The following is a 25,396-nucleotide window of genomic DNA, read 5'->3' on the forward strand; positions in this document are numbered from 1 at the left end:
CTGTGCGGGCGGCCGTGTGAAGCTGTCCCCATGTCCGCCCCGCGCGATCTCCGCGTGCTGCTGAAGCTGCCCGACTTCCGGCGGCTGCTGGTGGTACGCCTGCTGTCCCAGCTCTCCGACGGCGTCTTCCAGGTCGCGCTCGCCGCCTATGTGGTCTTCTCCCCGGAGAAGCAGACCTCACCGGGTGCGGTGGCCTCCGCCATGGCCGTCCTGCTGCTGCCGTACTCGCTCTTCGGGCCGTTCACCGGCGTACTGCTCGACCGCTGGCGGCGCCGGCAGGTGCTGCTGCACTGCAATCTGCTGCGGGCGGTGCTCTCCTGCGGGACCGCCGTCCTGATTCTGCTGCACGTGCCGGACTGGCTCTTCTACCTCTCCGCGCTCTCGGTCACCGGCGTCAACCGCTTCGTACTGGCCGGCCTGTCGGCCGCGCTGCCCCGGGTGGTGGACGCCGAACGGCTGGTGACGGCGAACTCGCTGGCGCCCACCGCCGGGACCCTGGCGGCCACCGTCGGCGGCGGCGCGGCCTTCGTGGTGCACCTCTTCCTCCCGCAGGGCGCCGGCGCCGACGCGGCCACCGTGCTGCTGGGGGCACTGCTCTATCTGTCCGCCGGGCTGTCCGCACTCGCCCTCGGGCGCGATCTGCTCGGCCCCGACCTGACCGGCGACGGCCCCCGGATCGGCGCCGCCCTCGCCTCCACCGCCCGCGGTCTCGCCGAGGGCCTGGCACACCTCAGGCAGCGCCCCGCCGCCCGCCGGGCGCTGACCGCGATGACCGCGATGCGCTTCTGCTACGGCGCGCTGACCGTGACGCTGCTGATGCTCTGCCGCTACGCCTGGTCCGACCCCGCGGACAGTGACGCCGGGCTGGCGCTGCTGGGCCTCGCGGTCGGTATCTCGGCGGCCGGCTTCTTCGTGGCCGCGATCGTCACGCCATGGGCCACCGTTCCATTCGGCACGGCCGGCTGGATCGCGGGCTGCTCGGCCGCTTCCGCGGTACTGCTGCCGCTGCTCGCCCTGAGCTTCACCACCGCGCCGATGATGGTGGCGGCCTTCGCCCTCGGCGTCACCACCCAGGGCGCCAAGATCGCCACCGACACCGTCGTCCAGACCCGCACCGACGACGCCTATCGGGGTCGGATCTTCTCGCTCTACGACGTCGCCTTCAATGTGGCCTTCGTCGGCGCCGCCGCGGTCTCCGCCCTGGTGCTGCCGGCGGACGGCCGCTCCTCAGGGCTGATCATCGCGCTGACCCTGATCTACGCGGCGGTCGCGGTGAGCCTGCGCCGGGGCGATGTTCCACGTGGAACATCGCCCCGTGGAACCCACGAGGCCGGCACCCGTTCCCCGCGCGGGGCCCCGGCGCGGGGAACGGCGAGCCGTGGAACGGGGGCCGATGTTCCACGTGGAACATCGGCCGGGTTCAGTGCTGAGCCGCCCACCATTCCTTGAGCGCGGCGACCGCGCCCTCCTCGCCCAGCGGGCCGTTCTCCAGCCGGAGCTCCAGCAGATGCCCGTACGCCTTGCCGACCAGCGGGCCCGGCGGGACGCCCAGGATCTCCATGATCTGGTTGCCGTCCAGATCCGGGCGGATGGCGTCCAGCTCCTCGCGCTGCTGGAGATCGGCGATCCGCGCCTCCAGTGCGTCGTAGGTACGTGACAGCGCCGCGGCCTTCCGCTTGTTGCGGGTCGTGCAGTCCGAGCGGGTGAGCTTGTGCAGCCGCTCCAGCAGCGGGCCGGCGTCCCGGACATAGCGGCGGACCGCGGAGTCGGTCCATTCGCCGCTGCCGTAACCGTGGAACCGCAGATGGAGCTCGACCAGCCGGGAGACGTCCTTGATCTGGTCGTTGGGGTACTTCAGCGCGGTCATCCGGGCCTTGGTGAGCTTGGCGCCCACCATTTCGTGGTGGTGGAAGGAGACCCGGCCGTCCGGCTCGAAGCGCCGGGTCTTCGGCTTGCCGATGTCGTGCAGCAGCGCGGCCAGCCGCAGGATCAGGTCCGGGCCGTCCGTCTCCAGGTCGATCGCCTGCTCCAGCACGGTGAGGCTGTGCTCGTAGACGTCCTTGTGCTGGATGTGCTCGTCGCGCTCCAGCCGGAGCGCCGGCAGCTCGGGCAGCACCCGCTCGGCGAGCCCGGTGTCGACCAGCAGCCGCAGTCCCTTGACCGGGTGGTCGGAGAGGAGCAGCTTGTTGAGCTCGTCCCTGACCCGCTCGGCCGAGACGATCCCGATCCGGTCGGCCATCTCCGTCATCGCGGCCACCACCTCGGGCGCGACCTCGAAGTCGAGCTGCGCGGCGAAACGGGCGGCCCGCAGCATCCGCAGGGGGTCGTCGGAGAAGGACGCCTCGGGGGTGCCGGGGGTGCGCAGGGTACGGGCCGCCAGGTCGTCCAGGCCGCCGTAGGGGTCGATGAAGTCGGAGCCGGGCAGCGCGACCGCCATCGCGTTTACCGTGAAGTCACGGCGGACCAGATCGTCCTCAATCGTGTCGCCGTAGGACACCTCGGGCTTGCGGGACGTCCGGTCGTACGCCTCGGAGCGGTAGGTGGTGACCTCCACCTGGAAGCTCTTCACCGCGTCGGTCCCCGGCCCGGGCACGTCCTTGCGCGCGCCGACAGTGCCGAAGGCGATGCCGACCTCCCACACCGCGTCCGCCCAGGGCCGAAGGATCTTCAGCACCTGTTCGGGCCGGGCGTCGGTAGTGAAGTCGAGGTCATGACCGAGGCGGCCCAGCAGGGTGTCCCGCACCGATCCGCCGACGAGGGCGAGCCGGAATCCGGCATCGTGGAAGAGCCGGCCGAGTTCCTCGGCCACGGGCTCGACCCGGTGGCGGGGCGCTTGCGTCTGGGCGGCATTGTTGGCATTCGGCACAACGTAAAAGGGTACGGGTCCGCGGCACCCGCCGGCTCCCGGGTTTCCCTCCGGCCGCATGCTGGACGCCGCAGCACTCCGACACAGCGCGGATCGTTAACATGCCAGCACGCACATCCGATGAACGAGCACGACCGATGACGACGAGGGACGGGCGAACGCGTGGGCGAGGCGGCACAGGCACCCGGAAGAGCCCCGTCGAGACGCCGACGGCGACTGCTGCGGGCCACCGCGCTGCTGTGCGGGGCTGCCCTGCTCACCGGGCTGCTGCAGGCCGCTGAGGCGACCAGCTCGCAGGCGCAGGCGACCACCGGCTCCCACACCGCCACCTTGACCCTGGACGGTCTCAGCCCGCGGGTGCCGACCGCCGACGGCTCGGTGACCATCTCCGGCACGGTGGCGAACAACAGCAAGTCCGAGATCACCGACGCGTACATCGGCGTGCGGATCGGCACCGGCGGCCCGCTGACCAGCCGCAGCGAGATGACCGAGGTCGCCGCCCGCACGACGTACAAGGCGGCGCTGGACGGTGGCGCGGACATCGACGGGCACACCACCGACGTGCCGGACATCCAGCCCGGACTCGGCGTCCCCTTCACGCTCAAGGTCCCGGTCAGCGCCTTCGACCTCGGCGACAGCGGCGTCTACCAGCTCTCGGTGACGCTCGACGGTCAGACCGCGGTGGAGTCCTGGCAGCACGTGCTCGGCATCCAGCGGACCTTCCTGCCCTGGTATCCCGACGGGGAGAGCGCCAAGACGACCCGGATCAGCTATCTGTGGCCGCTCACCGACCGGCCGCACATCGCGGCCCAGGGCGACCCCGAGTCCCAGCAGAGCCCGATCTTCCTCGACGACGACCTGGCCAAGGAGCTGGCGCCCGGCGGCCGGCTCCAGGTGATGGTCGACCTGGCGAAGAACCTCCCGGTCACCTGGATCGTGGACCCGGATCTGCTCGCCTCGGTGGAGGCGATGACCAAGCCCTACCGGGTGGCGACGAACCCGAAGGACATCACCAGAACCGTCCCCGGCACCGGCACCGCGGACGCGAAGGCGTGGATCAACGCCCTGCGGACCGCGATCGCGGGCGCACAGGTGATCTCGCTGCCGTTCGGTGACACCGACATCGCCTCGGTCGCCCACAGCGGCCAGAACGCCCGGGTGGGCGTCGCGCAACTCAAGACCGGGGTCACCCTCGGGAAGATCACCACGGACACCATCCTGGGCGTCAGGTCGGCCGCCAACGTCGCCTGGCCGGTCGGCGGGGCCCTCGACCCCTCCATCGTCTCGGTGGCCCGGGAGGGGGGCGCACAGCGGATCGTCGCCGCCAGCAACACCTTCACCGACGGCCCGGTCGAGTACACCCCGACCGCGTCCCGGCCGATCGGTCACGGCACCACCGCGGTGGTCGCCGACGCCCAGCTCTCCGGCGCCTTCTCCGGCTCGCTCAGCGACGGCAGGGCGGAGGCCGCGGTGCAGAACTTCGTCGCGCAGACCCTGATGATCACCATGCAGGCGCCGAACCGGCAGCGGAGCCTGCTGGTGGCCCCGCAGCGGGTGCCGTCGATCGCGCAGGCACAGGCGATGGCCCAGGCGATCGAGCAGATCGACAGCAGCCCCTGGGCCGAGCTGGTCTCCTTCGACACCGTCGCCAAGGCGGCGCCGGATTCCAGGGCGAACCACCAGGTCCCGCCGGCCCGCGCCTACCCGAAGGCGCTGAGCAGGCATCAGCTGCCGCAGGACACCTTCCCCTCGCTGCGCGACATCCAGCAGCGGCTCAACAACTTCGTGGGCATCCTCACCATCCAGGACCGGGTGACCGTGCCCTTCCGCAACGCGATGCTGCGGGCGGTCTCCACGGGCTGGCGGGACGACCCGCGGAACACCTCGGACCCCAGCGATCCGGAGAATCCCGCCGGCTTCCGCAACTCCATCGACCAGTACCTCGACGACCTCACCGGCGCGGTGCACGTCCTGAAGAAGACCACGCTCACCCTCTCCGGGCGCAGCGGCACCATCCCGGTGACGGTGAAGAACGACCTGGGCCAGGCCATCAGCGGCCTGCAGCTGCAACTGACCTCGGGCGCGAACATCCGGCTGGAGATCAAGAACCCGCTCCAGCCGATCACCATCGACGGCGGGCATACCCGTACCCTGAAGTTCGAGACCAAGGCCAGCGCCAACGGCAAGGTCTCCATCACCACACAGCTCTACACCAAGGACGGCTCCCGCTACGGGCAGGCCGATACGTTCGATGTCAAGATCACCAAGGTCACCGACCTGGTGATGCTGATCATCGCCGTGGGCCTCCTGCTGCTGGTGCTCGCCGGAGTCCGGATCTACCGTCAACGTAAGCGTCAAGCCGCCTCGGGCGGCGACGACGGCGGTTCCGGGGGCGGTTCCGAGGGCAACGGCGCAGGCGGCGGAAGCAACGGTAACGACGGAGACGACGGCGAGGCGGACAGCTCGTCACCCGGGCAGCCGGGTGACCCTGCCGCTGACACCGCCCCGCAAAGCCCGGAGCCGTCCCCGGCAGGTGAGAAGGTGGACGGATAGCCGGCGGACAATAAGGTGGGGCACTGATGAACGCGCCGTATGACGGTGATCGCGACTCTGCGGGCCAGATGCCTCCCCAGCCCGAGCAGCGTCCCACGCCACCTGACCCGTATCTGCAGAACACCTACGCCTACGACCCCTACCAGCAGCAGGGACCGACGGCGCAGGACCCGGTGGACGAGGCACTGTACGACCGGGCGGCCCATCCGCCGCCCCCGCCCGCACCGGACGGCGGGCGGCACTGGCAGCAGTCCGGCTATCCGCAGATGCCCTACGGCGACGACGCCGGCACCCAGTACGTAGGGGTGGACGGCCTGGTCGGCGGGCCCGGCCCCGGGCCCGAGCAGCAGCCGTACGACCCCTACGCGCACCTCTTCCGCGACCAGGCCGCCGGCGAGCAGCAGCAGCCGGCCCAGCCCGCGCCTCCCCAGGACCCGCGGCAGAACTACGGCCAGCAGCCGCAGCAACCCCAGCACCAGCAGCCGGTGCAGCACCCCCAGCAGCCTCAGCAGCAGGGCGGCTATCCGCAGCAGCAGTACCCGCAGCAGGGCTACCCCCAGCAGCAGTACGGCTACCCCCAGGGCTACCAGACGCCCGCCGACAACACCGGCACCGGCTACTCCGAGCCCACGTACCAGGAGCCCGCCTACGGGCAGCCCACGTATCCGACCGGCCAGTACGCCGAGTACGTGGACCCGCAGCAGTACGGCAACCCGGCCTACGGGGCCCAGGGGTACGGCCAGCAGGGACAGCAGGGCTACGTCGATCCGCGGTACGGCTACCCGTACCAGCAGCCGCAGGGGCAGCCGGCGCCGCCCGTCGCCCCGGTCGAGGCGACCGGTGAGGTGCCGCTGGACGCCACCGGGCAGGTGCCCGTCGTGGCGGAGACCAACGGCCGCGGCGGGAGCGTTCTCAAGTCCAGCGCGCTGATGGCCGCGGGAACCCTGGTCTCCCGGGTCACCGGCTTCGTCCGCACCCTGGTGATCGCCGCCGCGATCGGCGTCGCCACCCTCGGCGACTCCTACGCGGTGGCGAACACGCTGCCGACGATGATCTACATCCTCACCATCGGCGGCGGCCTCAACTCGGTCTTCGTCCCGCAGCTGGTCCGCGCGATGAAGGACGACGACGACGGGGGCGCGGCCTACGCCAACCGGCTGCTGACCGTGGTCATGGTGCTGCTCGGCGGGATCGTCGCGGTCACCGTGCTGGGGGCGCCCGTCCTGGTCCGGCTGATGTCCGCGAAGATCGCCGACAACCCCGACACGTACAGCGTGGCGACCACCTTCGCCCGCTACTGCCTGCCGACCATCTTCTTCATGGGCGTCCATGTGGTGATGGGCCAGGTGCTCAACGCCCGGGGCCGCTTCGGCGCGATGATGTGGACGCCGGTGCTCAACAACATCGTGGTGATCTTCACCTTCCTGATGTTCATCTGGGTCTACGGCTCCTACAGCACCACCCGGATGGACGCCACCACGATCACCCCGGAAGGCGCCCGCCTGCTGGGCCTCGGCACCCTGCTGGGCCTGGTCGTGCAGTCGCTGGCGATGCTCCCGTACCTGCGCGACGCCGGCTTCAAGTTCCGGCCACGGTTCGACTGGCGCGGTCATGGCCTCGGCAAGGCCGCCAGGCTCGCCAAGTGGACCTTCTTCTTCGTGCTGGCCAACCAGGCGGGTCTGATCGCGGTCACCCAGCTGGCCACCTGGGCGGGCTCCAACGCCGACAAGGACGGCTACCAGGGCACCGGCATCACCGCGTACAACAACGCGCTGCTGATCTGGCAGATGCCGCAGGCCATCATCACCGTCTCGGTGATGGCGGCGGTGCTGCCGCGGATCTCCCGGGCCGCCGCCGACGGCGACATCACCGCGGTCCGCGACGACATCTCCTACGGCCTGCGGACCTCGGCGGTGGCCATGGTGCCGGCCGGCTTCGCCTTCCTCGCCCTGGGAGTACCGATCTGCGGGCTCCTCTACGCCAGCACTGGCGCCGAGTCGGCGCAGAACATCGGGTTCATCCTGATGGCCTTCGGCGTCGGTCTGATCCCCTTCTCGGTGCAGTACGTGATCCTGCGCGGCTTCTATGCCTTCGAGGACACCCGCACCCCCTTCTACAACACGGTGATCGTCGCGGCCGTGAACGCGGCGGCGGCCGGCATCTGCTTCCTGGTGCTGCCCGCCCGCTGGGCCGTGGTCGGCATGGGATTCGCCTACGGGCTCGCGTACGCCGTCGGTGTCGGGGTAGCCGCCAAGCGACTGAGGGCGCGTCTGCACGGAGATCTGGACGGCCGCCGGGTGATCCGCACCTACGCCCGGCTGGTCGGCGCCTGTATCCCCGCCGCGGCGATCGCCGGCGTGGCCGTGTACGTCATCATGGGCGCACTCGGCAGCGGTGCGGTCGGCGCCTTCGCCGCGCTGGTGGTGGGTGGCGTGCTGCTGCTCGGTCTGTTCGTCGTTGCCGCGAAGCGGATGAGGATCGAGGAGATGACCGCCATGATCGGTATGGTCCGGGGGCGGCTCGGGCGCTGATCGGGCCCGCGCACCACCCGGCGCTTTTTACCGCGCAACCTTCACGGCCCGCCGTGTGTCGTGCATAGCGGCGGAGTGTGGGCACAATTGTCTTCGGCTGGACGTGAGATCGCGCAATGGATGGGGAGGCAGGAACGACGGTGGCGGATCGGAGCACGGCCGCCGTCGGAGTGGCCAATGAGGGCGGCGAGAAGCAGCCCGCCGCACAGCACAGCGGCGCCACCTCCGGCGGAACGGCGACGGACGACCAGACCGGCAGTACATCCGACGGCGTCGCGGCCGACACCGCGCCGAAGAAACGCCGGACCACCACCGAACAGAACAGCGCGGGCACAGCGGACTCCTCTCCTGTGACATCCGAGGCGAAGACCAGGACCGGGGCCAAGGGCGACATCGACGCCGACAGCAAGGCCGCAGCAGCCCCCAGCACCACGACCGGGGCGGACGCCGGGTCCAAGGCCGGGACGGACCCCGAGATCGCCCCCGAGATCGACCCCGGGGGCGACGCCGAGACCAAGACCCTGACCGACACCACGACCGTCCTCACCGCAGAGCCCGCGGCTCCGGCGAGGACTTCGGCCACCGCCACCATCGCCCTCACGCCCCCCGCCGCGGACACCGACGAGGCGACCACCACGCCGCTTCCCCCGGTCGCCACCGCGGTGAAGTCCGGTCCCGCTCCGAAACCGGCCACCGGTGGCAGCGGGAGCGGCGCCGCCGCCAAGAAGCCTTCAGCTCCCCGTGCCACCCCACCGGAGCTGCACAGCGGTCACAAGCTGGCCCGCCGCTACCAGCTGGCGGAGTGCGTCACCCGGGTGGACGGCTTCAGCAGCTGGCGTGCGGTGGACGAGAAGCTGCGCCGTGCGGTCGGCATCCACCTCCTGCCCGCTGACCACCGCCGGGCCCGCCAGGTGATGGCCGCGGCCCGCTCCGCCGCCCTGCTGGGCGACCCCCGCTTCGTCCAGGTCCTCGACGCCGTCGAGGAGAACGATCTGGTCTATGTCATCCACGAGTGGCTGCCCGACGCGACCTCACTGGCCGATCTGCTCACCACGGGCCCGCTGGAGCCGCACGAGGCCTACCAGATGGTCAGTCAGGTCTCGCAGGGCATGGCCGCCGCCCACCGTGAGGGCCTGTCGCATCTGCGGCTCGACCCGGGCGCGGTGCTGCGTACCGTCTCCGGGCAGTACCGCATCCGCGGGCTGGCGGTCGCCGCGGCGCTGCGCGGCCTCAGCTCCGAGACGCCCAAGCGCCAGGACACCGAGGCGATCGGCGCACTGCTCTACGCCTCTCTCACCCAGCGCTGGCCCTACGAGGAGGACGCCCACGGCCTCGCCGGGCTGCCCAAGGGCGTCGGCCTGGTCGCCCCCGACCAGGTACGGGCCGGCGTCCACCGGGGCCTGTCCGAGATCGCCATCCGGGCCCTGGTGAACGACGGGGCGACCGCCTCCCGCGAGGAGGCGCCGTGCACCACCCCGGAGGAGCTGGCCAGGGCGGTCGCGGCCGTACCGCGCATCCGGCCGCCCGAGCAGCCCCCGCCGGTCTACCCCGCGTCCGTCTTCCAGCAGCCCCCGCCGCCGCCCGGCGGTGCCGCCCGGGTGCCGATGGCTCCGGCGGCCCCGCCGCCCGCACTGCCCGGCCGGACCGGCAAGGTCCTCAAATGGGCGGTGGTCGCGCTCCTGACCGTGGCGATCGGCCTGGGCAGCTGGCAGCTCGCCGACACCCTGCAGTCCCGTGAGGACCGCTCCACCCGCCCCCAGCCCACCGGCCAGAAAGCGGGCCAGGCCACCACGCCGCCGCCGGTGGGGCCGGTCAAGATCGTCGGTGCCCGGGACTTCGACCCGCTGGGTGACGGCACCGAGAGCCCTTCGACCGTGGACAGGGTCTACGACCACGACACGGGCACCTACTGGCAGACCCAGAATTACTACAGTCGGCCCGACCTCGGCGGTCTGAAGTCAGGCGTCGGCGTCATCGTGGACCTGGGCAAGGCCCACAACGTCAGCGGGGTGAAGGTCGACTTCGTCGGAGGGGACACCTCGGTCGAGCTGATGGCCGCCCCGCAGAACACCGCGAAGATGCCCACCGCGCTCGGCGACTTCACCAAGGTGGCCTCGACGCACGGCACCGAGGTCACGCTGAAGCCCGGCACCAAGGTGAACTCCCGCTATCTCCTGGTGTGGCTGACCAAGCTGCCGCCGTCCGACGGCGCGTACCGGGGAAAGATCGCCGAGATCAGCGTCACGGGCTGATCGAGCGGCGGACGGGGGAGCCTGTGGCGTTGGAGGGAAGCCCGTTCGGCGGGGTCGACGACACCGCTCTGCTCGCCCGCCACGTGGCGGGCGAGCCCGACGCCTTCGGTGAACTCGTCCGGCGGCACCGCGACCGGCTGTGGGCGGTGGCGCTGCGCACCCTGGGAGACAGGGAGGAAGCCGCCGACGCCGTCCAGGACGCCCTGGTGTCGGCCTTCCGGTCCGCCCACACCTTCCGCGGCCAGTCGGCCGTCACGACGTGGCTGCATCGCATCGTGGTCAACGCCTGCCTGGACCGGGTCCGCCGCGCCGAGTCCCGGCGGACCGCCCCGGTCGCGGACGAGCAGAACTTCGAAGCCCTCATGGAGCCGCACGAGTCCGCAGAGGCGCCGGCCGAGCGGGACGAGCTGCACCGGGAGCTGCTGGCCGCGCTGGCCACGCTGCCGGCCGAGCAGCGTGCCGCCCTGGTGCTGGTCGACATGCAGGGCTACCCAGTGGCCGAGGCCGCCAAGGTGCTGGACGTGGCGGTCGGCACCGTGAAGAGCCGGTGCGCCCGTGGGCGCGCCCGGCTGCTGCCCCTTCTCACTCATCTGCGCTCCGAGGGCGTCGGCAGCGCCCTGGACACCGGGGGAAGGAACCGGGCGGAGGGGACATCCGTCACAGAGACGGGATCAGAACAGGGCGGAGGTGGCCACCGATGACAGCGAAGAAGGGTGCAGGGACGGACCCGCATCCCGAGGTCGCCGAGATCTCCGACCTGACCGAGGGCCTGCTGCCGCCGGATCGCGGCACCGATGTCCGCGACCACATCGCCGACTGCCCTCTGTGCAGCGACGTACTGACTTCGCTGACCGAGATCCGCGGGCTGCTGGGCTCCCTGCCCGGGCCGCAGCGGATGCCGGCGGACGTCGCCGGACGGATCGACGCGGCGCTCGCCGCCGAGGCGCATCTCGACACCGTCCTGCCCGGCCCTCGTGTTCCACGTGGAACATCGCCCGAAGGGCAGAGCGGAGCGTCGGCCGAAAGGCACTCCGGAGACGGTGATGTTCCACGTGGAACATCGAACGTCACCCCTCTGCACCGTGGCCGCCGCCGGCGCAAGGGTCTGCTCGTCGCGGCCTCGGTCGCCGCGGTGGTCCTGGTCGGCGGCGGCATATACGAAGCGGCCTCCAGCGGCGGCGGTGACAACGCCGGCTCCAACAGCCTCAAGAAAGCCGACGCGGGAGCCGCCGCCGACCCGGTGGCGGCGCAGGTGCGGCAGCTGCTCGCCCAGCCGCCCTCGGCCGGCGCCCGCGGCAAGATCGGCGACTCCCCGATGCTCAGCGGCCCCGACGGCACGGGCAAGGCCGCATCGGTGCCCGCATGTGTCCTCGATGCCACCGAGCGCTCCCAGGCGCCGCTGGCCTCCGAACGCGACCTCTTCCAGGGCACGGACTCCTATCTCGTCGTGCTGCCGCACCCCGGTGACGGGTCCCTGGTGGACGCGTACGTTGTCAGCGCCTCCTGTACGGACACCAGCCCGGGTTCTGTGCTCTTCCAGAACACCTATCCACGCTGACGGCGGGCGGCTCACAGCCGTGGGAATGTCGGGCCCGTAGGATCCGTTAGGCAGGACGAGAGTCCCTCCAGGGCCCCCACAGCAGTTCGCAGAGACGAGGAATTCACCCGTGAGCGACATCCGCAATGTCATCATCATCGGCTCGGGTCCCGCGGGCTACACCGCGGCGCTCTACACGGCGCGTGCCTCTCTCAAGCCGCTGGTGTTCGAGGGCTCGGTAACCGCCGGCGGTGCGCTGATGAACACCACCGAGGTGGAGAACTTCCCCGGGTTCCGTGAGGGCATCCTGGGTCCGGATCTGATGGACAACATGCGGGCCCAGGCCGAACGCTTCGGCGCCGAGCTCATCGCGGACGACGTGACCGCGGTGGACTTCAGCGGTGACATCAAGACGGTCACCGACTCCGCCGGCACCGTGCACCGCGCCAAGGCTGTCATCGTCACCACCGGTTCGCAGCACCGCAAGCTGAACCTCCCGAACGAGGATCTCCTCTCGGGTCGCGGTGTCTCCTGGTGTGCGACCTGTGACGGCTTCTTCTTCCGCGACCAGGACATCGCGGTGATCGGTGGCGGCGACACCGCGATGGAGGAGGCAACCTTCCTCTCGCGGTTCGCCAGGTCGGTGAAGATCATCCACCGCCGGGACACCCTGCGGGCCTCCAAGGCGATGCAGGAGCGTGCTTTCGCCGACCCGAAGATCTCCTTCGTGTGGGACAGCGAGGTCGCGGAGGTCAACGGCGACGGCAAGCTCTCCGGTCTGACCCTGCGCAACACCCGCACCGGTGAGACCTCGGAGCTGCCGGTGAGTGGTCTGTTCATCGCGATCGGCCACGACCCGCGGACCGAGCTCTTCAAGGGTGTTCTCGACCTGGACGCGGAGGGATATCTCACCGTGCAGGCCCCCAGCACCCGCACCAACGTTCCCGGTGTCTTCGCCGCCGGAGACGTCGTGGACCACACCTACCGTCAGGCGATCACCGCAGCCGGCACCGGCTGCTCCGCCGCTCTGGACGCCGAACGCTATCTGTCGGCGCTCGCGGACGCCGAGAAGGCCGCCTGACGGCTTCCCCGCTTCACCTCTCCACACCCCTCCACCCCGCCCCAAGAACCTGAGGAGACTGCCGTGGCCGGCAACACCAAGACCGTGACCGACGCGACCTTTGCCGAGGAGGTGCTCTCCAGCGACAAGCCCGTGCTGGTGGACTTCTGGGCCGAGTGGTGCGGCCCGTGCCGCCAGATCGCCCCGTCCCTCGACGCCATCGCGGCCGAGCACGCGGACGAGATCACCATCGTCAAGCTGAACATCGACGAGAACCCGGAGACGGCCGCGAAGTACGGCGTCATGTCCATCCCGATGCTCAACGTCTACAAGGGCGGCGAGGTCGTGAAGACCATCATCGGCGCCAAGCCGCGGGCCGCCCTTGAGCGTGACCTCTCCGACTTCATCGGCTGACGCTCTCCAGCACAGCACCAGCGCGGTAATGACGGCGGGCGGTTGATGTTCCACGTGGAACATCAACCGCCCGCCGTCGTCGGTTCCCCGGACTCTAGAGCGGCCGGAGCGCCGGTTCCTTCTGTACCGCGCCCAGCAACCGGTCGATCGCCATCTCCACGTCTTCCTTCCAGGAGATGGTGGAGCGCAGCTCCAGCCGCAGTCGCGGATAGCGCGGGTGCGGGCGGACCGTCTTGAAGCCCACCGCGGTGAGATGGTCGGCGGGCAGGACGCAGCCGGGAGAGTCCCACTTCGCGTCCCCGAACGCCTCGATCGCCTTGAAGCCCCGCCGGACCAGATCCTTGGCGACGGTCTGCACCAGCACCCGCCCGATGCCCTGCCCCTGGTAGCCCGGCAGCACCCGGGCGGTCATCAACTGCACGGCGTCCGGCGACACCGGGCTGGTGGGGAAAGCCGTGGAGCGCGGCACATACGCGGCCGGGGCGTAGAGCACAAAGCCGGCCGGCACCTCGTCGACGTAGACGACCCGGCCGCAGGAACCCCACTCCAGCAGGGCCGCCGAGATCCATGCCTCTTTCTCAAGTTCAGGCTTACCCGCCTGGACGGCCGCCTCGCCGCTGACCGGGTCCAGCTCCCAGAAGACACAGCGGCGGCAGGGCTTGGGGAGGTCCGGGAGATTGTCCAGAGTGAGCGGTACCAGCCGACGTCCCATGTGGCCAAGACCCCATTTCTGGCACGCACCGAGCAATCCGATCCCCGATCGGGTATCCGGTGCGGCCCTCGCAACCCTCGGGCACCCCGGCGGCTCACCGGGGTGCCTGTCCCTCACACGTCGTCCGTGCCCTCGCCGTCCTCGCCGTCCTCGGCCTCTTCGTCCTCCAGCCGGGACTCCAGCACCTTGCCCTCGCCGGGAGCCATCGCCCCCAGGATCCGCTCCAGATCGTCTATGGACGCGAACTCCACCACGATCTTTCCCCGCTTCTGACCCAGGTCGACCTTCACCCGGGTGTCGAAACGGTCGGAGAGCCGAGAGGCGAGGTTGGTCAGCGCCGGGGAGACCCGGCGGCCGGCTCGCGGTGCGGCGGACTTCCGGGCCGGCTTCGTCTCGCCGTTCATCAGCAGCACGATCTCTTCGACCGAGCGCACCGACAGCCCCTCGGCGACGACCCGGCCGGCCAGCGCCTCCTGCTGCTCCACGTCGTTCAGCCCGAGCAGCGCCCTGGCGTGACCGAAGGTGATCACCCCGGCCGCCACCTTCAACTGCACGGCGGACGGCAGCTTCAGCAGCCGCAGGGTGTTGGAGACCTGCGAGCGGGACCGGCCGATCCGGTCGGCGAGCTGCTCATGGGTGCAGGCGAAGTCCCGCAGCAGCTGGTCGTAGGCGGCGGCCTCCTCCAGCGGGTTCAGCTGCGCCCGGTGCAGATTCTCCAGCAGGGCGTCCAGGAGGAGCTTCTCGTCCTCGGTGGCGCGGACGATCGCCGGGATCCGCTCCAGACCGGCCTCACGGCAGGCCCGCCAGCGGCGCTCTCCCATGATCAGCTCGAACCGGTCGGTGTCGATCTGCCGCACCACCACCGGCTGCAGCAGACCCACCTCCTTGATGGAGGTGACGAGCTCGCTGAGCGCTTCCTCGTCGAAGACCTCGCGCGGCTGGCGCGGGTTCGGCGTGATGACGTCCAGCTCCAGCTCGGCGAAGTAGGCGCCGGTGACCGGAGCCTGCGTCGCGGACAGATCCGGCTCTGTTTCACGTGAAACAGGGATGTCCACCACCGGTGGGGTGGACTCGGGTGTTCTGCGGTCCACCAGACCCGCCACTTTCGCCGCCGCGACGCCACGTTCCGGCGTCAGGACGGGTCCGGCCGACGACGATGAGCCGTTCGGCTGCGGCGCGGCCGGGATCAGCGCGCCGAGACCACGGCCGAGCCCTCTGCGTCGATCACTCACTGGATGCCCTCCGACATGCTGTGCGGGTTGTGCTCACTCTGCTCGTCCTGCGGGTCGTACTCGACGGCCACGCCGCCCGGCAGGCCGCGCAGCGCCATCTCCCGGGCCGCCTCCAGATAGGAGAGGGCGCCGCTGGAGCCCGGGTCGTAAGTCAGCACGGTCTGGCCGTAGCTGGGTGCCTCCGAGATCCGGACCGAGCGCGGGATGCTGGTCCGCAGCACCTCCTTGCCGAAGTGCGTCCGGACCTCCTCGGCGACCTGGGCGGCCAACCGGGTCCGGCCGTCGTACATCGTCAGCAGGATGGTGGAGACGAAGAGCTTCGGGTTGAGATGGGCGCGGACCAGGTCCACATTCTTCAACAGCTGGCCCAGGCCCTCCAACGCGTAGTACTCGCACTGGATCGGGATGACCACCTCGGCGCCGGCCACCAGTGCGTTGACGGTGAGCAGACCGAGGGAGGGCGGACAGTCGATCAGGACGTAGTCCAGCGGCTGCTCGTAGGACTCCAGGGCCCGCTGCAGCCGGCTCTCCCGGGCCACCAGCGAGACCAGTTCGATCTCGGCGCCCGCCAGGTCGATGGTGGCGGGAGCGCAGAAGAGGCCCTCCACATCAGCGACCGGCTGGACGACGTCGGAGAGAGGCCGGCTCTCCACCAGGACGTCATAGATGGACGGGACTTCGGCGTGGTGGTCGATGCCCAGGGCCGTCGAGGCGTTGCCCTGCGGGTCCAGGTCGATCACCAGCACCCGGCCGCCGTGCAGTGCCAGGGAAGCCGCCAGATTCACCGTGGTGGTGGTCTTGCCGACCCCGCCCTTCTGGTTGGCGACCACCATGATCCGGGTCTGTGCAGGTCGGGGCAGCCCCTCACCGGTGCGGTTCAGCGCCTCGACGGCCAACTGGGCGGCGCGACCGATAGGGGTGTCATCCATGGGAGGCAATGTTTCACGTGAAACATCGCCCACGAACCCCGGGGGCCCAGCGAAGGGTCCCCCGGCTGATTCAGCTGAGCGGGGACCGGGGACCGGATCGGCCATCGGCCCCGCGATGTTGGCGTCGGACCGCAAGGACTCACTCTCCTCGACTTCAGGCTCGCAATGAGAAGAGCCTGCCATGCCCGAGGGGTGCTGAACCAGCGAGGCCCGGTTGCCTGTGGATAAATCCCGAGAACTGTCCACAGGAGCGGTCGTCTTAGCGGGTTTATTGGCACGGGCTTCAGCTGCGGCGCGGCCGCGGCTGAGCACTCCCGGAAGCAGCGAGCGACGTTTCACGTGGAACACGATGCACAGCGCCGCGCCGCCAGCTCCGCAGACACTCCGGCTTATGTCGGTTTGGCCGTTTGTATGGCGTAGAGCACCAATCGCCCTCGCCTCAGGACGGCACCCACGACGGCACCCACGACGGCACCCCGCCGCGGCACCCCGACTGAGTGCCGCGACGCCCCACCCGGCTGCCGCGGCGGCCTTCCGTCAGCGGCGGCGGCGACCGCCGCCACCGCGCTGATTGCGGCTGGCCCGAGCCGCCTTGGCCCGCCGGGTGGCCGCCCGGACCCCGCCCGGGCTCTCCCCGACGAGCACCCGCACCACCGTGGAGAGCGGGTCGACGATGCCCTCACCGACCTGGACCACGGTCGCCTCCACCGCGCCCAGCCGGCTCAGTGCCGCCCGGGACGCCTTGACCTCCTGCTCCGCGGTGTCGCCCTTGAGTACGGCCATCTCACCGTGCGGCCGCAGCAGCGGCAGACCCCAGCCGGCCAGCCGGTCCAGCGGTGCCACCGCCCGCGCGGTCACCACGTCCACCGGCGGCAGCTTGCCGATCATCTCCTCGGCCCGCCCGCGCACCACGGTCACATTGCCGACGCCCAGCAGCTTGACCACCTCTTCGAGAAAGGTGGTCCGCCGCAGCAACGGCTCCAGCAGCGTGATCCGCAGATCAGGCCGGGCCAGCGCCAGCGGAATCCCGGGCAGCCCGGCGCCGGAGCCCACGTCACAGACCGACACGTCCTCGTCGATGACCTCGGAGATCACCGCGCAGTTCAGCAGATGCCGTTCCCACAACCGGGGCACCTCGCGCGGACCGATCAGCCCACGCCGTACGCCGGCGTCCGCGAGCAGCTCGGCGTAGCGCAGCGCGTCGGCGTACCGGTCGCCGAAGACCGTCCTGGCCTGCTCCGGCGGCGCGGGGAGTTCCGCTGCTGCCTCGGTCACAGGGACTGTCCTTTCCTCGGTTCTGCGGGGACACCACAGACGTACCCATTCAGGCTGACAAGCTTCGGCCCCGCCTGCGAACAGACGGGGCCGATGGAGCGGAGTGCGGGCTTTTGGTACCGATTCCCCGGTCAGACGGGGAGGACCACCACGCGGCGCTCCGGTTCCTCACCCTCGGACTCGCTGCGCAGTCCGGCAGCGGCGACCGCGTCGTGCACGACCTTGCGCTCGAAGGGCGTCATCGGGTCCAGCTTCACCGGCTGCCCGGTCTGCTTCGCCTCGGCCGCCGCGCTCGCCCCGAGCTTCGCCAGCTCGGCCCGCTTACGGGCCCGGAACCCGGCGATGTCCAGCATCAGCCGGCTGCGCTCACCGGTCTCACGGTGCACCGCCAGCCGGGTCAGCTCCTGGAGCGCCTCCAGCACCTCGCCGTCCCGGCCCACCAGCTTGTTGAGCTCGCGGCTCGCCGGGTCGCCGATGATCGACACCGACGCGCGCTCACCCTCGACATCCATGTCGATGTCGCCGTCGAGATCGGCGATGTCCAGCAGCCCCTCCAGGTAGTCCGCCGCGATCTCCCCCTCCTGCTCCAGCCGGGAGAGGGTCGCGGACGAACCGCTGTCGGGTGCCGTGGTGGTGTTGACGTCGCTCACGCCTGGCATCTCCTCTGACTTCCTTCTACTTCTTCTTCGACGCGTTGCTCGGCTTGGCCTTCTGCCCGCCCGCCTTGGGGGTGCCGCCCTTGCCCGCACCGGCCCGTGGCGCACCCGCCCGGGGAGCGCCGGGCTTCCCGCCGCCGGCCCGTGGGGCACCGGTGCTCTTGGTGGCGCCGCCGGCCCCACCGCCCTTGCCGGCCGTACTGGACCCCTTGGTGGCGCCGTCGGCACCGCCGGTACCGCCGCCGGTGCCGGACGGGGCCGAGGGGCCCGTCGCACCGCCCGCGGCGCCGCCCGAGGTGCGCTGGGACTTGCTCTGCCGCTTGGGCTGGCTGCGGTTGGCACGCGCGGCCTCGACCGCTTCCTTGGCCTTGACCTCCTCCAGCGGCTCCACCAGCTTGCCCTTGGCCCGCAGCCGCTCCTGGCGCTGCTTGAAGGCGAGGCTGCCCGGGGTGGGGTTGCGCCGGATGACGACCAGCTGCTGGCCCATCGTCCATACGTTGGTGGTGAGCCAGTAGACGAGCACACCGACCGGGGCGATCACACCGAAGCCGGCGAAGACCAGCGGGAACACGTACATCAGCATCTTCTGCTGCTGCATGAACGGCGTGTTCACCGACATGTCCACGTTCTTCGTCATCAGCTGGCGCTGCGTGTAGAACTGCGAGAACGACATCAGCACGATCATCAGGATCGTGACGACACGGACCTCGGTCTGGTGAGCGCCGAACTCGGCCAGCTTGGCCGCGCTGTCGGTGAACTTGGCCGGCAGCGGGGCGCCGAAGATGTGGGCGCTCTGCGCGCTGTCCACCAGGTTCTTGTGGATGACGCCGACCTCGTTGCCCTTCGCCACGTTGCTGAGCACGTGGTACAGGGCGAAGAAGAACGGCGACTGGACGAGGATCGGCAAGCACGAGGAGAGCGGGTTGGTGCCCGTCTCCTTGTACAGCTTCATCATCTCTTCCGACTGCTTCTGCCGGTCGTTCTTGTAGCGCTCCTGGATCGCCTTCATCTTCGGCTGGAGCACCTGCATGTTCCGCGTCGACTTGATCTGCTTGACGAAGAGCGGAATCAGCGCCGTCCGGATCAGGACCACCAGCGAGACGATGGACAGACCCCACGCCCAGCCGCTGTTCGCGTCGAAGATCAGGCTGTAGAAGGAGTGGAACTGGACGATGATCCACGAGACGGCGTCATAGAGGGGGTTCAGGATCCCCACGGTCAGGCTCCTTGGGCGTGAGAGGGTCCGGTGGGCTCGGGCGTGACGGGCCCGTCGGAGCCGCCCCGCAGGTAGCGGCGCAGCCGATCGTGCCATGGCGGTCGTTTACGCGGCGGGACATGGTCCACGCCGCCCGGCGACCAGGGATTGCACCGCAGGATGCGCCACGCGGTCAGAGCGGTGCCCTTGATCGCGCCATGCCGGTCGATGGCGGTGTATCCGTAGTGGGAGCAGGAGGGGTAGTAGCGGCACACCGGACCGAGCAGTGGACTGATCGTCCACTGGTACAGCTTGATGAGTGCCAGCAACGGGTATTTCATCGAGCCACCCTCCCCTCGGCTTCGCCATGGGTGTCGCGACCCAGCAGCCGCGTCAGTGCGGCGTCCAGATCGAGGGCCAGCTGTGCATGGTCCGCACTGCCGGCGCCGGGCAGTGCGCGTACTACCACCAGGCTACCGGGGGGCAGCAGAGGCAGACGCTCACGGACCAGATGACGCAGTCGGCGCTTGACCAGGTTGCGTTCAACGGCTCCGCCCACCGCCTTGCTCACGACGAAACCCGCACGCGCCGGGGGAGTGCGCCCCCCAGGCACATGCGGGTCCGTGGTGTCGCGGCGGAGATGGACGACGAGAAGCGGTCGGCCGGCTCGGCGTCCGCGGCGAACCGCCGCTGCGAAGTCCTGCCGGCGCCTCAGCCGATTCTCGGTGGGAAGCACGGCATGGGACCTGTGACGATCAGGCGGACAGCCGGGCGCGGCCCTTGCTGCGGCGGGTCGCGAGGATGGCGCGGCCGGCGCGGGTGCGCATACGCAGACGGAAGCCGTGGGTCTTCGCACGACGGCGGTTGTTCGGCTGGAAGGTGCGCTTGCTCACTCGGGGGCTCCAGGGAGAATCGTGGGTCCGACGGGGAGTCGCCTGGCTGTCACCGTGCGCCCACGAAAAGCTCGCGGACCTTTCAGGTGCACCGCTTCAACGATCCTCCGATCACATACCCGGAAGATCTTCGCCCATCGGTAGGCAGGCGGCAGCAGCCATCGACAACTCGACCTCGATACGGTACGTGCGGCTAGGCCATCCGGTCAAACCCGGATGTCGCGCCCCCCTGTGCGGCCCCGCGTTTTGTACACACCCTGTGGACAACGACTTGTACCGCGCACGCCGCCCTGACTACCGTGACGTGATTCCCGACCTGAGAGAGCGTGCACTGTGGGCGACGTGACTGCCGATCTTGCCGCAGTGTGGCCGCGCGTACTGCAGAAACTCCTGGGGGACAGCGAGGACCTGAAGCCCAAGGACGCGGAGTGGCTCAAGCGCACCCAGCCGCTGGCCCTGGTGGCCGGCACGGCGGTGCTCTCCGCGCCCAACGAGTTCGCCAAGAGCGTCCTGGAAGGGCGGCTGCTGCCGCTGATCACCGAGGTGCTCAGCCGTGAGTTCGGTCACCCGGTGGGCATCGCCATCGCGGTGGCGTCCGGCGGCGACCAGGACCTGCCCCCCGGCCCGCAGCTGGACCGCCAGGAGCAGTCCGCTCCCGCGCAGGACCCGTACGACCGTGATCGTGATCGTGATCGTGATCGTGACCGTGATCGTGACCGCGACCGTGATGAACGCGGTGACCGGGACGACCGCGACCGCGGTGACCGCGGCGAACTCGACGGCGGCCCGCGGATGCGCCCGGCCTACCCCGAGCACCGCGACTGGCAGCAGCCCGGCCTCGGCACCTGGGGCGCCCCCGCCCCCGGCGGCTTCCAGGACCGCGACTCCGACTCCTACGGGGGGCCGCGGGAGAGCTACGACGGCCGGCGCGACTCCTACGACGGACAGCGCGAGAGCTACGACGGGCCGCGCGACCAGCGCTACCGGTCCGACACCCATGACGGCTACCCGGCGATCCCTCATCAGAGCCACCAGCAGTACGCACCGCCGCCGCCCCCGTACCAGCAGCAGGGTCAGGTGCCGCAGGCCCGCAGCGAGCAGCCGCCGGGCGGCCCCGGAGGTCCCGGTGGACCGGGCGGCCCCGGTGGACACAGCGGCGGCCACGGACGCCATGGCGCGCCCGGCGGCTCCGGTTCCTCGGGCGGCGCCGTCGAGCCCACCGCCCGCCTCAACCCGAAGTACCTCTTCGACACCTTCGTCATCGGCGCCTCGAACCGCTTCGCGCACGCCGCGGCGGTCGCGGTCGCCGAGGCGCCGGCCAAGGCGTACAACCCGCTCTTCATCTACGGCGAATCCGGGCTGGGCAAGACCCACCTGCTGCACGCCATCGGACACTACGCGCGGAGCCTCTACCCGGGCACCCGGGTCAGGTACGTCAGCTCCGAGGAGTTCACGAACGAGTTCATCAACTCGATCCGGGACGGCAAGGCGGACGCGTTCCGCAAGCGGTACCGGGACATGGACATCCTGCTGGTCGACGACATCCAGTTCCTGGCGCAGAAGGAGTCGACGCAGGAGGAGTTCTTCCACACCTTCAACACCCTGCACAACGCGAACAAGCAGATCGTGCTCTCCTCCGACCGGCCGCCCAAGCAGCTGGTGACCCTGGAGGACCGGCTCCGCAACCGCTTCGAGTGGGGACTGATCACCGACGTCCAGCCGCCGGAGCTGGAGACCCGGATCGCGATCCTGCGCAAGAAGGCGGTCCAGGAGCAGCTGAACGCGCCACCCGAGGTGCTGGAGTTCATCGCCTCGCGGATCTCCCGGAACATCCGCGAGCTGGAGGGCGCGCTGATCCGGGTCACCGCCTTCGCCAGCCTCAACCGGCAGCCGGTGGATCTGCAGCTGACCGAGATCGTGCTGAAGGATCTGATCCCGGGCGGCGACGACACGGTCCCGGAGATCAGCGGGACCGCGATCATGGCGGAGACCGCCGCGTACTTCGGGCTCGCGGTGGACGACCTGTCCGGCTCCTCGCGCAGCCGGGTGCTGGTGACCGCGCGGCAGATCGCGATGTATCTGTGCCGGGAGCTCACCGACCTGTCGCTGCCGAAGATCGGTGCGCTCTTCGGCGGCCGGGACCACACGACGGTGATGCACGCGGACCGCAAGATCCGCTCGCTGATGGCCGAGCGCCGGTCCATCTACAACCAGGTGACCGAACTCACCAACCGCATCAAGAGCTGAGCCTCGCAGCGCCGTCGAAGCGCCTCCGAAGACCCGCACAGCACCTCACAGCACGCCTCACAGCGCCCCACAGCGCCTCGCCGTACCGTCACAGCACCCTCGGAACACCCTCAGCGCCCCGGGATCGACTCCCGGGGCGCTGTTCGTCGTTCACTCGTCGGTGGGGGCGCTGTTCGATTACTGGTCACCGGAGCCGGGTTACCCACAGATTTGCCGTGCTGCGCCTGTCCACACCCTGGGGACAGCGAAGTTGTCCCGAAAGCTTCCACAGGCTGCCCGCCGCAGGGGGCGTACCGCCAGCTCAGCGGGGTGTGGATATGTGGGCAACCTCTGTCCACAGACTGTGGACGGAAAGGACACCCGCGGCAGCCCCTTCGCGGTTGTCCACCGCTCGCCCACAGGATGGACCCTGTTGTGCACAGCTCCGGCCCACTTCTCCACACCTTTGTCCACTGTTCGGCAAGGAAATGCCCTCTGTCCCTCGCAAGAGTGAAAGGCGTCACACCAAGGTGGTGGGTTGGGCTGGGGAGAACCTGGGTATTTCTGGGGACGGCGCTGGGGAGAACCCGGGGTCCCCTGTGGAGCGGGTGTGCACAACTTCCGGCCGTCCACAGCAGGGGCTGGTTATCCACGGGCGCCGTCCACAGGCGCGGTGGACAAAAAACCCGGCCTGACCTGGGCGGGAACCGGTTATCCACGGTATCCACAACCCCTACTACTACGACTACACGTAGATACCGGGGAAACTGCTTCGAAGCGGGGGCTGTGCACAACTCGGCCCGGAGCCGCCCCGCGCCCGTGTCGCGGCTTGACGCCAACCCGCACCGACTGTCAGTCCTGTGCGTCAGACTGTTCCCCGACAGCCAGCAACAAGCAGGAGGCGGTTCCGGTGAAGATCCGGGTGGAGCGCGACGTACTCGCCGAGGCAGTGGCTTGGGCAGCCCGCAGCCTCCCGGCCCGTCCCCCGGTGCCTGTGCTCGCCGGGCTGCTGCTCAAGGCGGAGGAGGGCAGGCTCAGCCTCTCCGGCTTCGACTACGAGGTCTCGGCCCGCGTCTCGGTGGACGCCGAGGTCGACGACGAGGGCACCGTGCTGGTCTCCGGCCGGCTGCTCGCCGACATCTCCCGGGCGCTCCCCAACCGGCCGGTGGAGATTTCCACAGACGGTGTACGAGTGACCGTGGTCTGTGGAAGCTCGCGGTTCACCCTGCACACGCTCCCGGTGGAGGAGTACCCGGCGCTGCCGGCCATGCCCACCGCCTCCGGCACCGTCCCCGGTGAGGTCTTCGCCGCCGCCGCCTCCCAGGTGGCCATCGCGGCCGGCCGGGACGACACCCTGCCGGTGCTCACCGGTGTGCGGATCGAGATCGAGGGCGACACGGTCACGCTCGCCGCCACCGACCGCTACCGCTTCGCGGTCCGCGAGTTCCTGTGGAAGCCGGAGCAGGCCGACATCTCCGCGGTCGCCCTGGTGCCCGCCAAGACCCTGCTGGACACCGCCAAGTCGCTCACCAGCGGTGACACCGTCTCCATCGCGCTGGCCGGCTCCGGTGAGGGCGAGGGGCTGATCGGCTTCGAGGGCGCCGGCCGCCGCACCACCACCCGGCTGCTCGAAGGCGACCTGCCGAAGTACCGCACGCTCTTCCCGACCGAGTTCGCCTCGATCGCGGTGATCGAGACCCCGCCCTTCGTCGAGGCCGTCAAGCGCGTCGCCCTGGTCGCCGAGCGCAACACCCCGGTGCGGCTGAGCTTCGAGCAGGGAGTGCTCACCCTGGAGGCCGGTTCCAGCGACGACGCACAGGCTGTGGAGAGGGTCGACGCCAAGCTGGAGGGCGACGACATCTCGATCGCCTTCAACCCGACCTTCCTGCTGGACGGCCTGAGCGCGATCGACTCGCCGGTGGCCCAGCTCGCCTTCACGACCTCCACGAAGCCCGCCCTGCTCAGCGGCCGTCCCGCGGTCGACGCCGAGGCGGACGACGCCTACAAGTACCTGATCATGCCGGTGCGGCTGTCCGGCTGAGTCCGGCCCGGGGTGCCGACGTAGGCTCGTCCTCGGTCAGCCACCGCAGACCCAAGCAGGCACAGGTCAGGCACGCGTCGCACGCTTCTGGCGTCTCGAAACGAAGGATCAGTGATGGAGCTCGGTCTCATCGGTCTCGGCAAGATGGGCGGGAACATGCGCGAGCGCATCCGCCGCGCCGGCCACACCGTCATCGGTTACGACAGGAACCCCGACGTCGCCGATGTCCACAGCCTCAAGGAGCTTGTGGATTCGCTGACGGGTCCGCGTGTGGTGTGGGTGATGGTGCCGGCCGGCGCCGCCACCCAGTCGACCATCGACGAGCTGGGCGAGCTGCTCTCCCCCGGTGACCTGGTGATCGACGGCGGCAACTCCCGCTGGACCGACGACGAGAAGCACGCCAAGGAGCTGGCCGAGAAGGGCATCGGCTTCGTCGACTGCGGCGTCTCCGGCGGCGTCTGGGGCCTGGCCAACGGCTATGCGCTGATGTATGGCGGCAAGGACGAGGACGTCGCCAAGGCGCAGCCGGTCTTCGACGCGCTCAAGCCCGAGGGCGACTCCGGCGCGGTGCACGCCGGTGTGGTCGGCGCCGGCCACTTCGCCAAGATGGTCCACAACGGCATCGAGTACGCCATGATGCAGGCCTACGCCGAGGGCTGGGAGCTGCTGGAGGCGGTCGGCTCGGTCACCGACGTCCGCGAGGTCTTCCGCTCCTGGAAGTCCGGCACGGTCATCCGCTCCTGGCTGCTGGACCTCGCCGTGGACGCCCTCGACAAGGACGAGCACCTGGGCAATCTGCGCGGGTACGCGGACGACTCCGGCGAGGGCCGGTGGACGGTCGAGGCGGCGATCGACAACGCGGTGCCGCTGCCCGCGATCACCGCCTCGCTCTTCGCCCGCTTCTCCTCCCGCCAGGAGGACTCGCCGCAGATGAAGATGATCGCCGCGCTCCGCAACGAGTTCGGCGGCCACGCCGTCACCGCCGCGGAATAGCCGTACGCAGCACGTCACAGCAGGGAGGTCG

21 protein-coding genes are annotated in these 25,396 nt (G+C 70.1%); 11 read left to right on the forward strand and 10 right to left on the reverse strand.

The features are described 5' to 3' along the window. Positions 1-30: 30 nt before the first annotated feature. Positions 31-1,449, forward strand: coding sequence for an MFS transporter (locus OG552_RS17965; RefSeq protein ID WP_329134124.1), 1,419 nt, complete (start codon positions 31-33; stop codon positions 1,447-1,449). Here OG552_RS17965 and OG552_RS17970 read toward each other — a convergent pair. After that, positions 1,421-2,866 carry a CCA tRNA nucleotidyltransferase gene (locus OG552_RS17970; RefSeq protein WP_329134126.1) on the reverse strand — a complete coding sequence of 482 codons (1,446 nt, stop codon included), beginning with the start codon at positions 2,864-2,866 and terminating at the stop codon, positions 1,421-1,423. The genes OG552_RS17965 and OG552_RS17970 overlap by 29 nt on opposite strands. Before the next feature lie 162 nt (positions 2,867-3,028). On the opposite strand from OG552_RS17970, the gene OG552_RS17975 reads away from it, so the two are divergent. The 7 genes from OG552_RS17975 (at position 3,029) to trxA (ending at position 13,213) form a co-directional block, all read left to right on the forward strand. Continuing rightward, on the forward strand, positions 3,029-5,419 hold the full coding sequence (locus OG552_RS17975; protein ID WP_329134128.1) for a DUF6049 family protein: 2,391 nt from the start codon (positions 3,029-3,031) through the stop codon (positions 5,417-5,419). 26 nt (positions 5,420-5,445) lie between these two features. Then, a complete protein-coding gene (murJ, locus tag OG552_RS17980; protein WP_329134130.1) occupies positions 5,446-7,950 on the forward strand; it encodes a murein biosynthesis integral membrane protein MurJ in 2,505 nt (834 codons plus the stop codon). A gap of 590 nt (positions 7,951-8,540) precedes the next feature. Continuing rightward, complete coding sequence (locus OG552_RS17985; RefSeq protein WP_443071171.1) at positions 8,541-10,202, forward strand: protein kinase family protein; 1,662 nt, start codon at positions 8,541-8,543, stop codon at positions 10,200-10,202. A 29-nt stretch (positions 10,203-10,231) separates the two neighbouring features. After that, on the forward strand, positions 10,232-10,903 hold the full coding sequence (sigM, locus tag OG552_RS17990) for an RNA polymerase sigma factor SigM (protein ID WP_443071172.1): 672 nt from the start codon (positions 10,232-10,234) through the stop codon (positions 10,901-10,903). After that, entirely contained in the window at positions 10,900-11,760 is an 861-nt protein-coding gene (locus OG552_RS17995; protein ID WP_329134135.1) for an anti-sigma factor family protein, read from the forward strand. Before sigM ends, OG552_RS17995 begins: the two co-directional genes overlap by 4 nt. 109 nt (positions 11,761-11,869) lie before the next feature. After that, on the forward strand, positions 11,870-12,820 hold the full coding sequence (gene trxB / locus OG552_RS18000; protein ID WP_329134137.1) for a thioredoxin-disulfide reductase: 951 nt from the start codon (positions 11,870-11,872) through the stop codon (positions 12,818-12,820). A gap of 63 nt (positions 12,821-12,883) precedes the next feature. Beyond that, complete coding sequence (gene trxA, locus OG552_RS18005) at positions 12,884-13,213, forward strand: thioredoxin (protein WP_329134138.1); 330 nt, start codon at positions 12,884-12,886, stop codon at positions 13,211-13,213. Between the two features lie 94 nt (positions 13,214-13,307). Here the strand turns inward: trxA and OG552_RS18010 are convergent, their stop codons facing one another. The 9 genes from OG552_RS18010 to rpmH form a co-directional block, all read right to left on the reverse strand. Then, complete coding sequence (locus OG552_RS18010) at positions 13,308-13,925, reverse strand: GNAT family N-acetyltransferase (protein ID WP_329134140.1); 618 nt, start codon at positions 13,923-13,925, stop codon at positions 13,308-13,310. 113 nt (positions 13,926-14,038) lie between these two features. After that, positions 14,039-15,157, reverse strand: a complete 1,119-nt coding sequence (locus OG552_RS18015; RefSeq protein WP_329134141.1) for a ParB/RepB/Spo0J family partition protein — start codon at positions 15,155-15,157, stop codon at positions 14,039-14,041. Beyond that, a complete protein-coding gene (locus OG552_RS18020; protein ID WP_329134143.1) occupies positions 15,154-16,269 on the reverse strand; it encodes a ParA family protein in 1,116 nt (371 codons plus the stop codon). The genes OG552_RS18015 and OG552_RS18020 overlap by 4 nt, the downstream gene beginning before the upstream one ends. 354 nt (positions 16,270-16,623) lie before the next feature. Next, entirely contained in the window at positions 16,624-17,361 is a 738-nt protein-coding gene (gene rsmG / locus OG552_RS18025; protein ID WP_329134145.1) for a 16S rRNA (guanine(527)-N(7))-methyltransferase RsmG, read from the reverse strand. A 131-nt stretch (positions 17,362-17,492) separates the two neighbouring features. Next, on the reverse strand, positions 17,493-18,011 hold the full coding sequence (locus OG552_RS18030; protein WP_329134147.1) for a Jag family protein: 519 nt from the start codon (positions 18,009-18,011) through the stop codon (positions 17,493-17,495). 25 nt (positions 18,012-18,036) lie between these two features. Then, positions 18,037-19,233: a membrane protein insertase YidC gene (yidC, locus tag OG552_RS18035; protein WP_329134149.1), complete on the reverse strand. Its 1,197-nt coding sequence runs from the start codon at positions 19,231-19,233 to the stop codon at positions 18,037-18,039. 2 nt (positions 19,234-19,235) lie between these two features. Beyond that, positions 19,236-19,553: a membrane protein insertion efficiency factor YidD gene (gene yidD / locus OG552_RS18040; RefSeq protein WP_075016398.1), complete on the reverse strand. Its 318-nt coding sequence runs from the start codon at positions 19,551-19,553 to the stop codon at positions 19,236-19,238. After that, positions 19,550-19,948, reverse strand: coding sequence for a ribonuclease P protein component (rnpA, locus tag OG552_RS18045; protein WP_329134152.1), 399 nt, complete (start codon positions 19,946-19,948; stop codon positions 19,550-19,552). The genes yidD and rnpA overlap by 4 nt, the downstream gene beginning before the upstream one ends. A gap of 19 nt (positions 19,949-19,967) precedes the next feature. Next, positions 19,968-20,105, reverse strand: a complete 138-nt coding sequence (rpmH, locus tag OG552_RS18050; RefSeq protein ID WP_003975051.1) for a 50S ribosomal protein L34 — start codon at positions 20,103-20,105, stop codon at positions 19,968-19,970. A gap of 333 nt (positions 20,106-20,438) precedes the next feature. Here rpmH and dnaA point away from each other — a divergent pair, with 333 nt between their 5' ends. The 3 genes from dnaA to gnd all read left to right on the forward strand — a co-directional run bounded on the left by dnaA (position 20,439) and on the right by gnd (position 25,365). Next, complete coding sequence (gene dnaA, locus OG552_RS18055) at positions 20,439-22,352, forward strand: chromosomal replication initiator protein DnaA (protein ID WP_329134159.1); 1,914 nt, start codon at positions 20,439-20,441, stop codon at positions 22,350-22,352. Positions 22,353-23,241: 889 nt separating this feature from the next. Next, on the forward strand, positions 23,242-24,372 hold the full coding sequence (gene dnaN, locus OG552_RS18060; RefSeq protein ID WP_329134161.1) for a DNA polymerase III subunit beta: 1,131 nt from the start codon (positions 23,242-23,244) through the stop codon (positions 24,370-24,372). Between the two features lie 114 nt (positions 24,373-24,486). Continuing rightward, positions 24,487-25,365, forward strand: coding sequence for a phosphogluconate dehydrogenase (NAD(+)-dependent, decarboxylating) (gnd, locus tag OG552_RS18065; RefSeq protein WP_329134163.1), 879 nt, complete (start codon positions 24,487-24,489; stop codon positions 25,363-25,365). Positions 25,366-25,396: the final 31 nt, after the last annotated feature.

It is taken from the genome of Streptomyces sp. NBC_01476, assembly GCF_036227265.1.
GTDB lineage: Bacteria > Actinomycetota > Actinomycetes > Streptomycetales > Streptomycetaceae > Actinacidiphila.

Bases quoted from the DNA above. Each gene is read 5' to 3' on its own strand.
- OG552_RS17965 (WP_329134124.1), top strand. From the start codon at position 31: ATGTCCGCCCCGCGCGATCTCCGCGTGCTGCTGAAGCTGCCCGACTTC.
- murJ (WP_329134130.1), top strand. From the start codon at position 5,446: ATGAACGCGCCGTATGACGGTGATCGCGACTCTGCGGGCCAGATGCCT.
- OG552_RS17995 (WP_329134135.1), top strand. From the start codon at position 10,900: ATGACAGCGAAGAAGGGTGCAGGGACGGACCCGCATCCCGAGGTCGCC.
- OG552_RS18010 (WP_329134140.1), bottom strand. From the start codon at position 13,925: ATGGGACGTCGGCTGGTACCGCTCACTCTGGACAATCTCCCGGACCTC.
- OG552_RS18020 (WP_329134143.1), bottom strand. From the start codon at position 16,269: ATGGCAGGCTCTTCTCATTGCGAGCCTGAAGTCGAGGAGAGTGAGTCC.
- yidD (WP_075016398.1), bottom strand. From the start codon at position 19,553: ATGAAATACCCGTTGCTGGCACTCATCAAGCTGTACCAGTGGACGATC.
- gnd (WP_329134163.1), top strand. From the start codon at position 24,487: ATGGAGCTCGGTCTCATCGGTCTCGGCAAGATGGGCGGGAACATGCGC.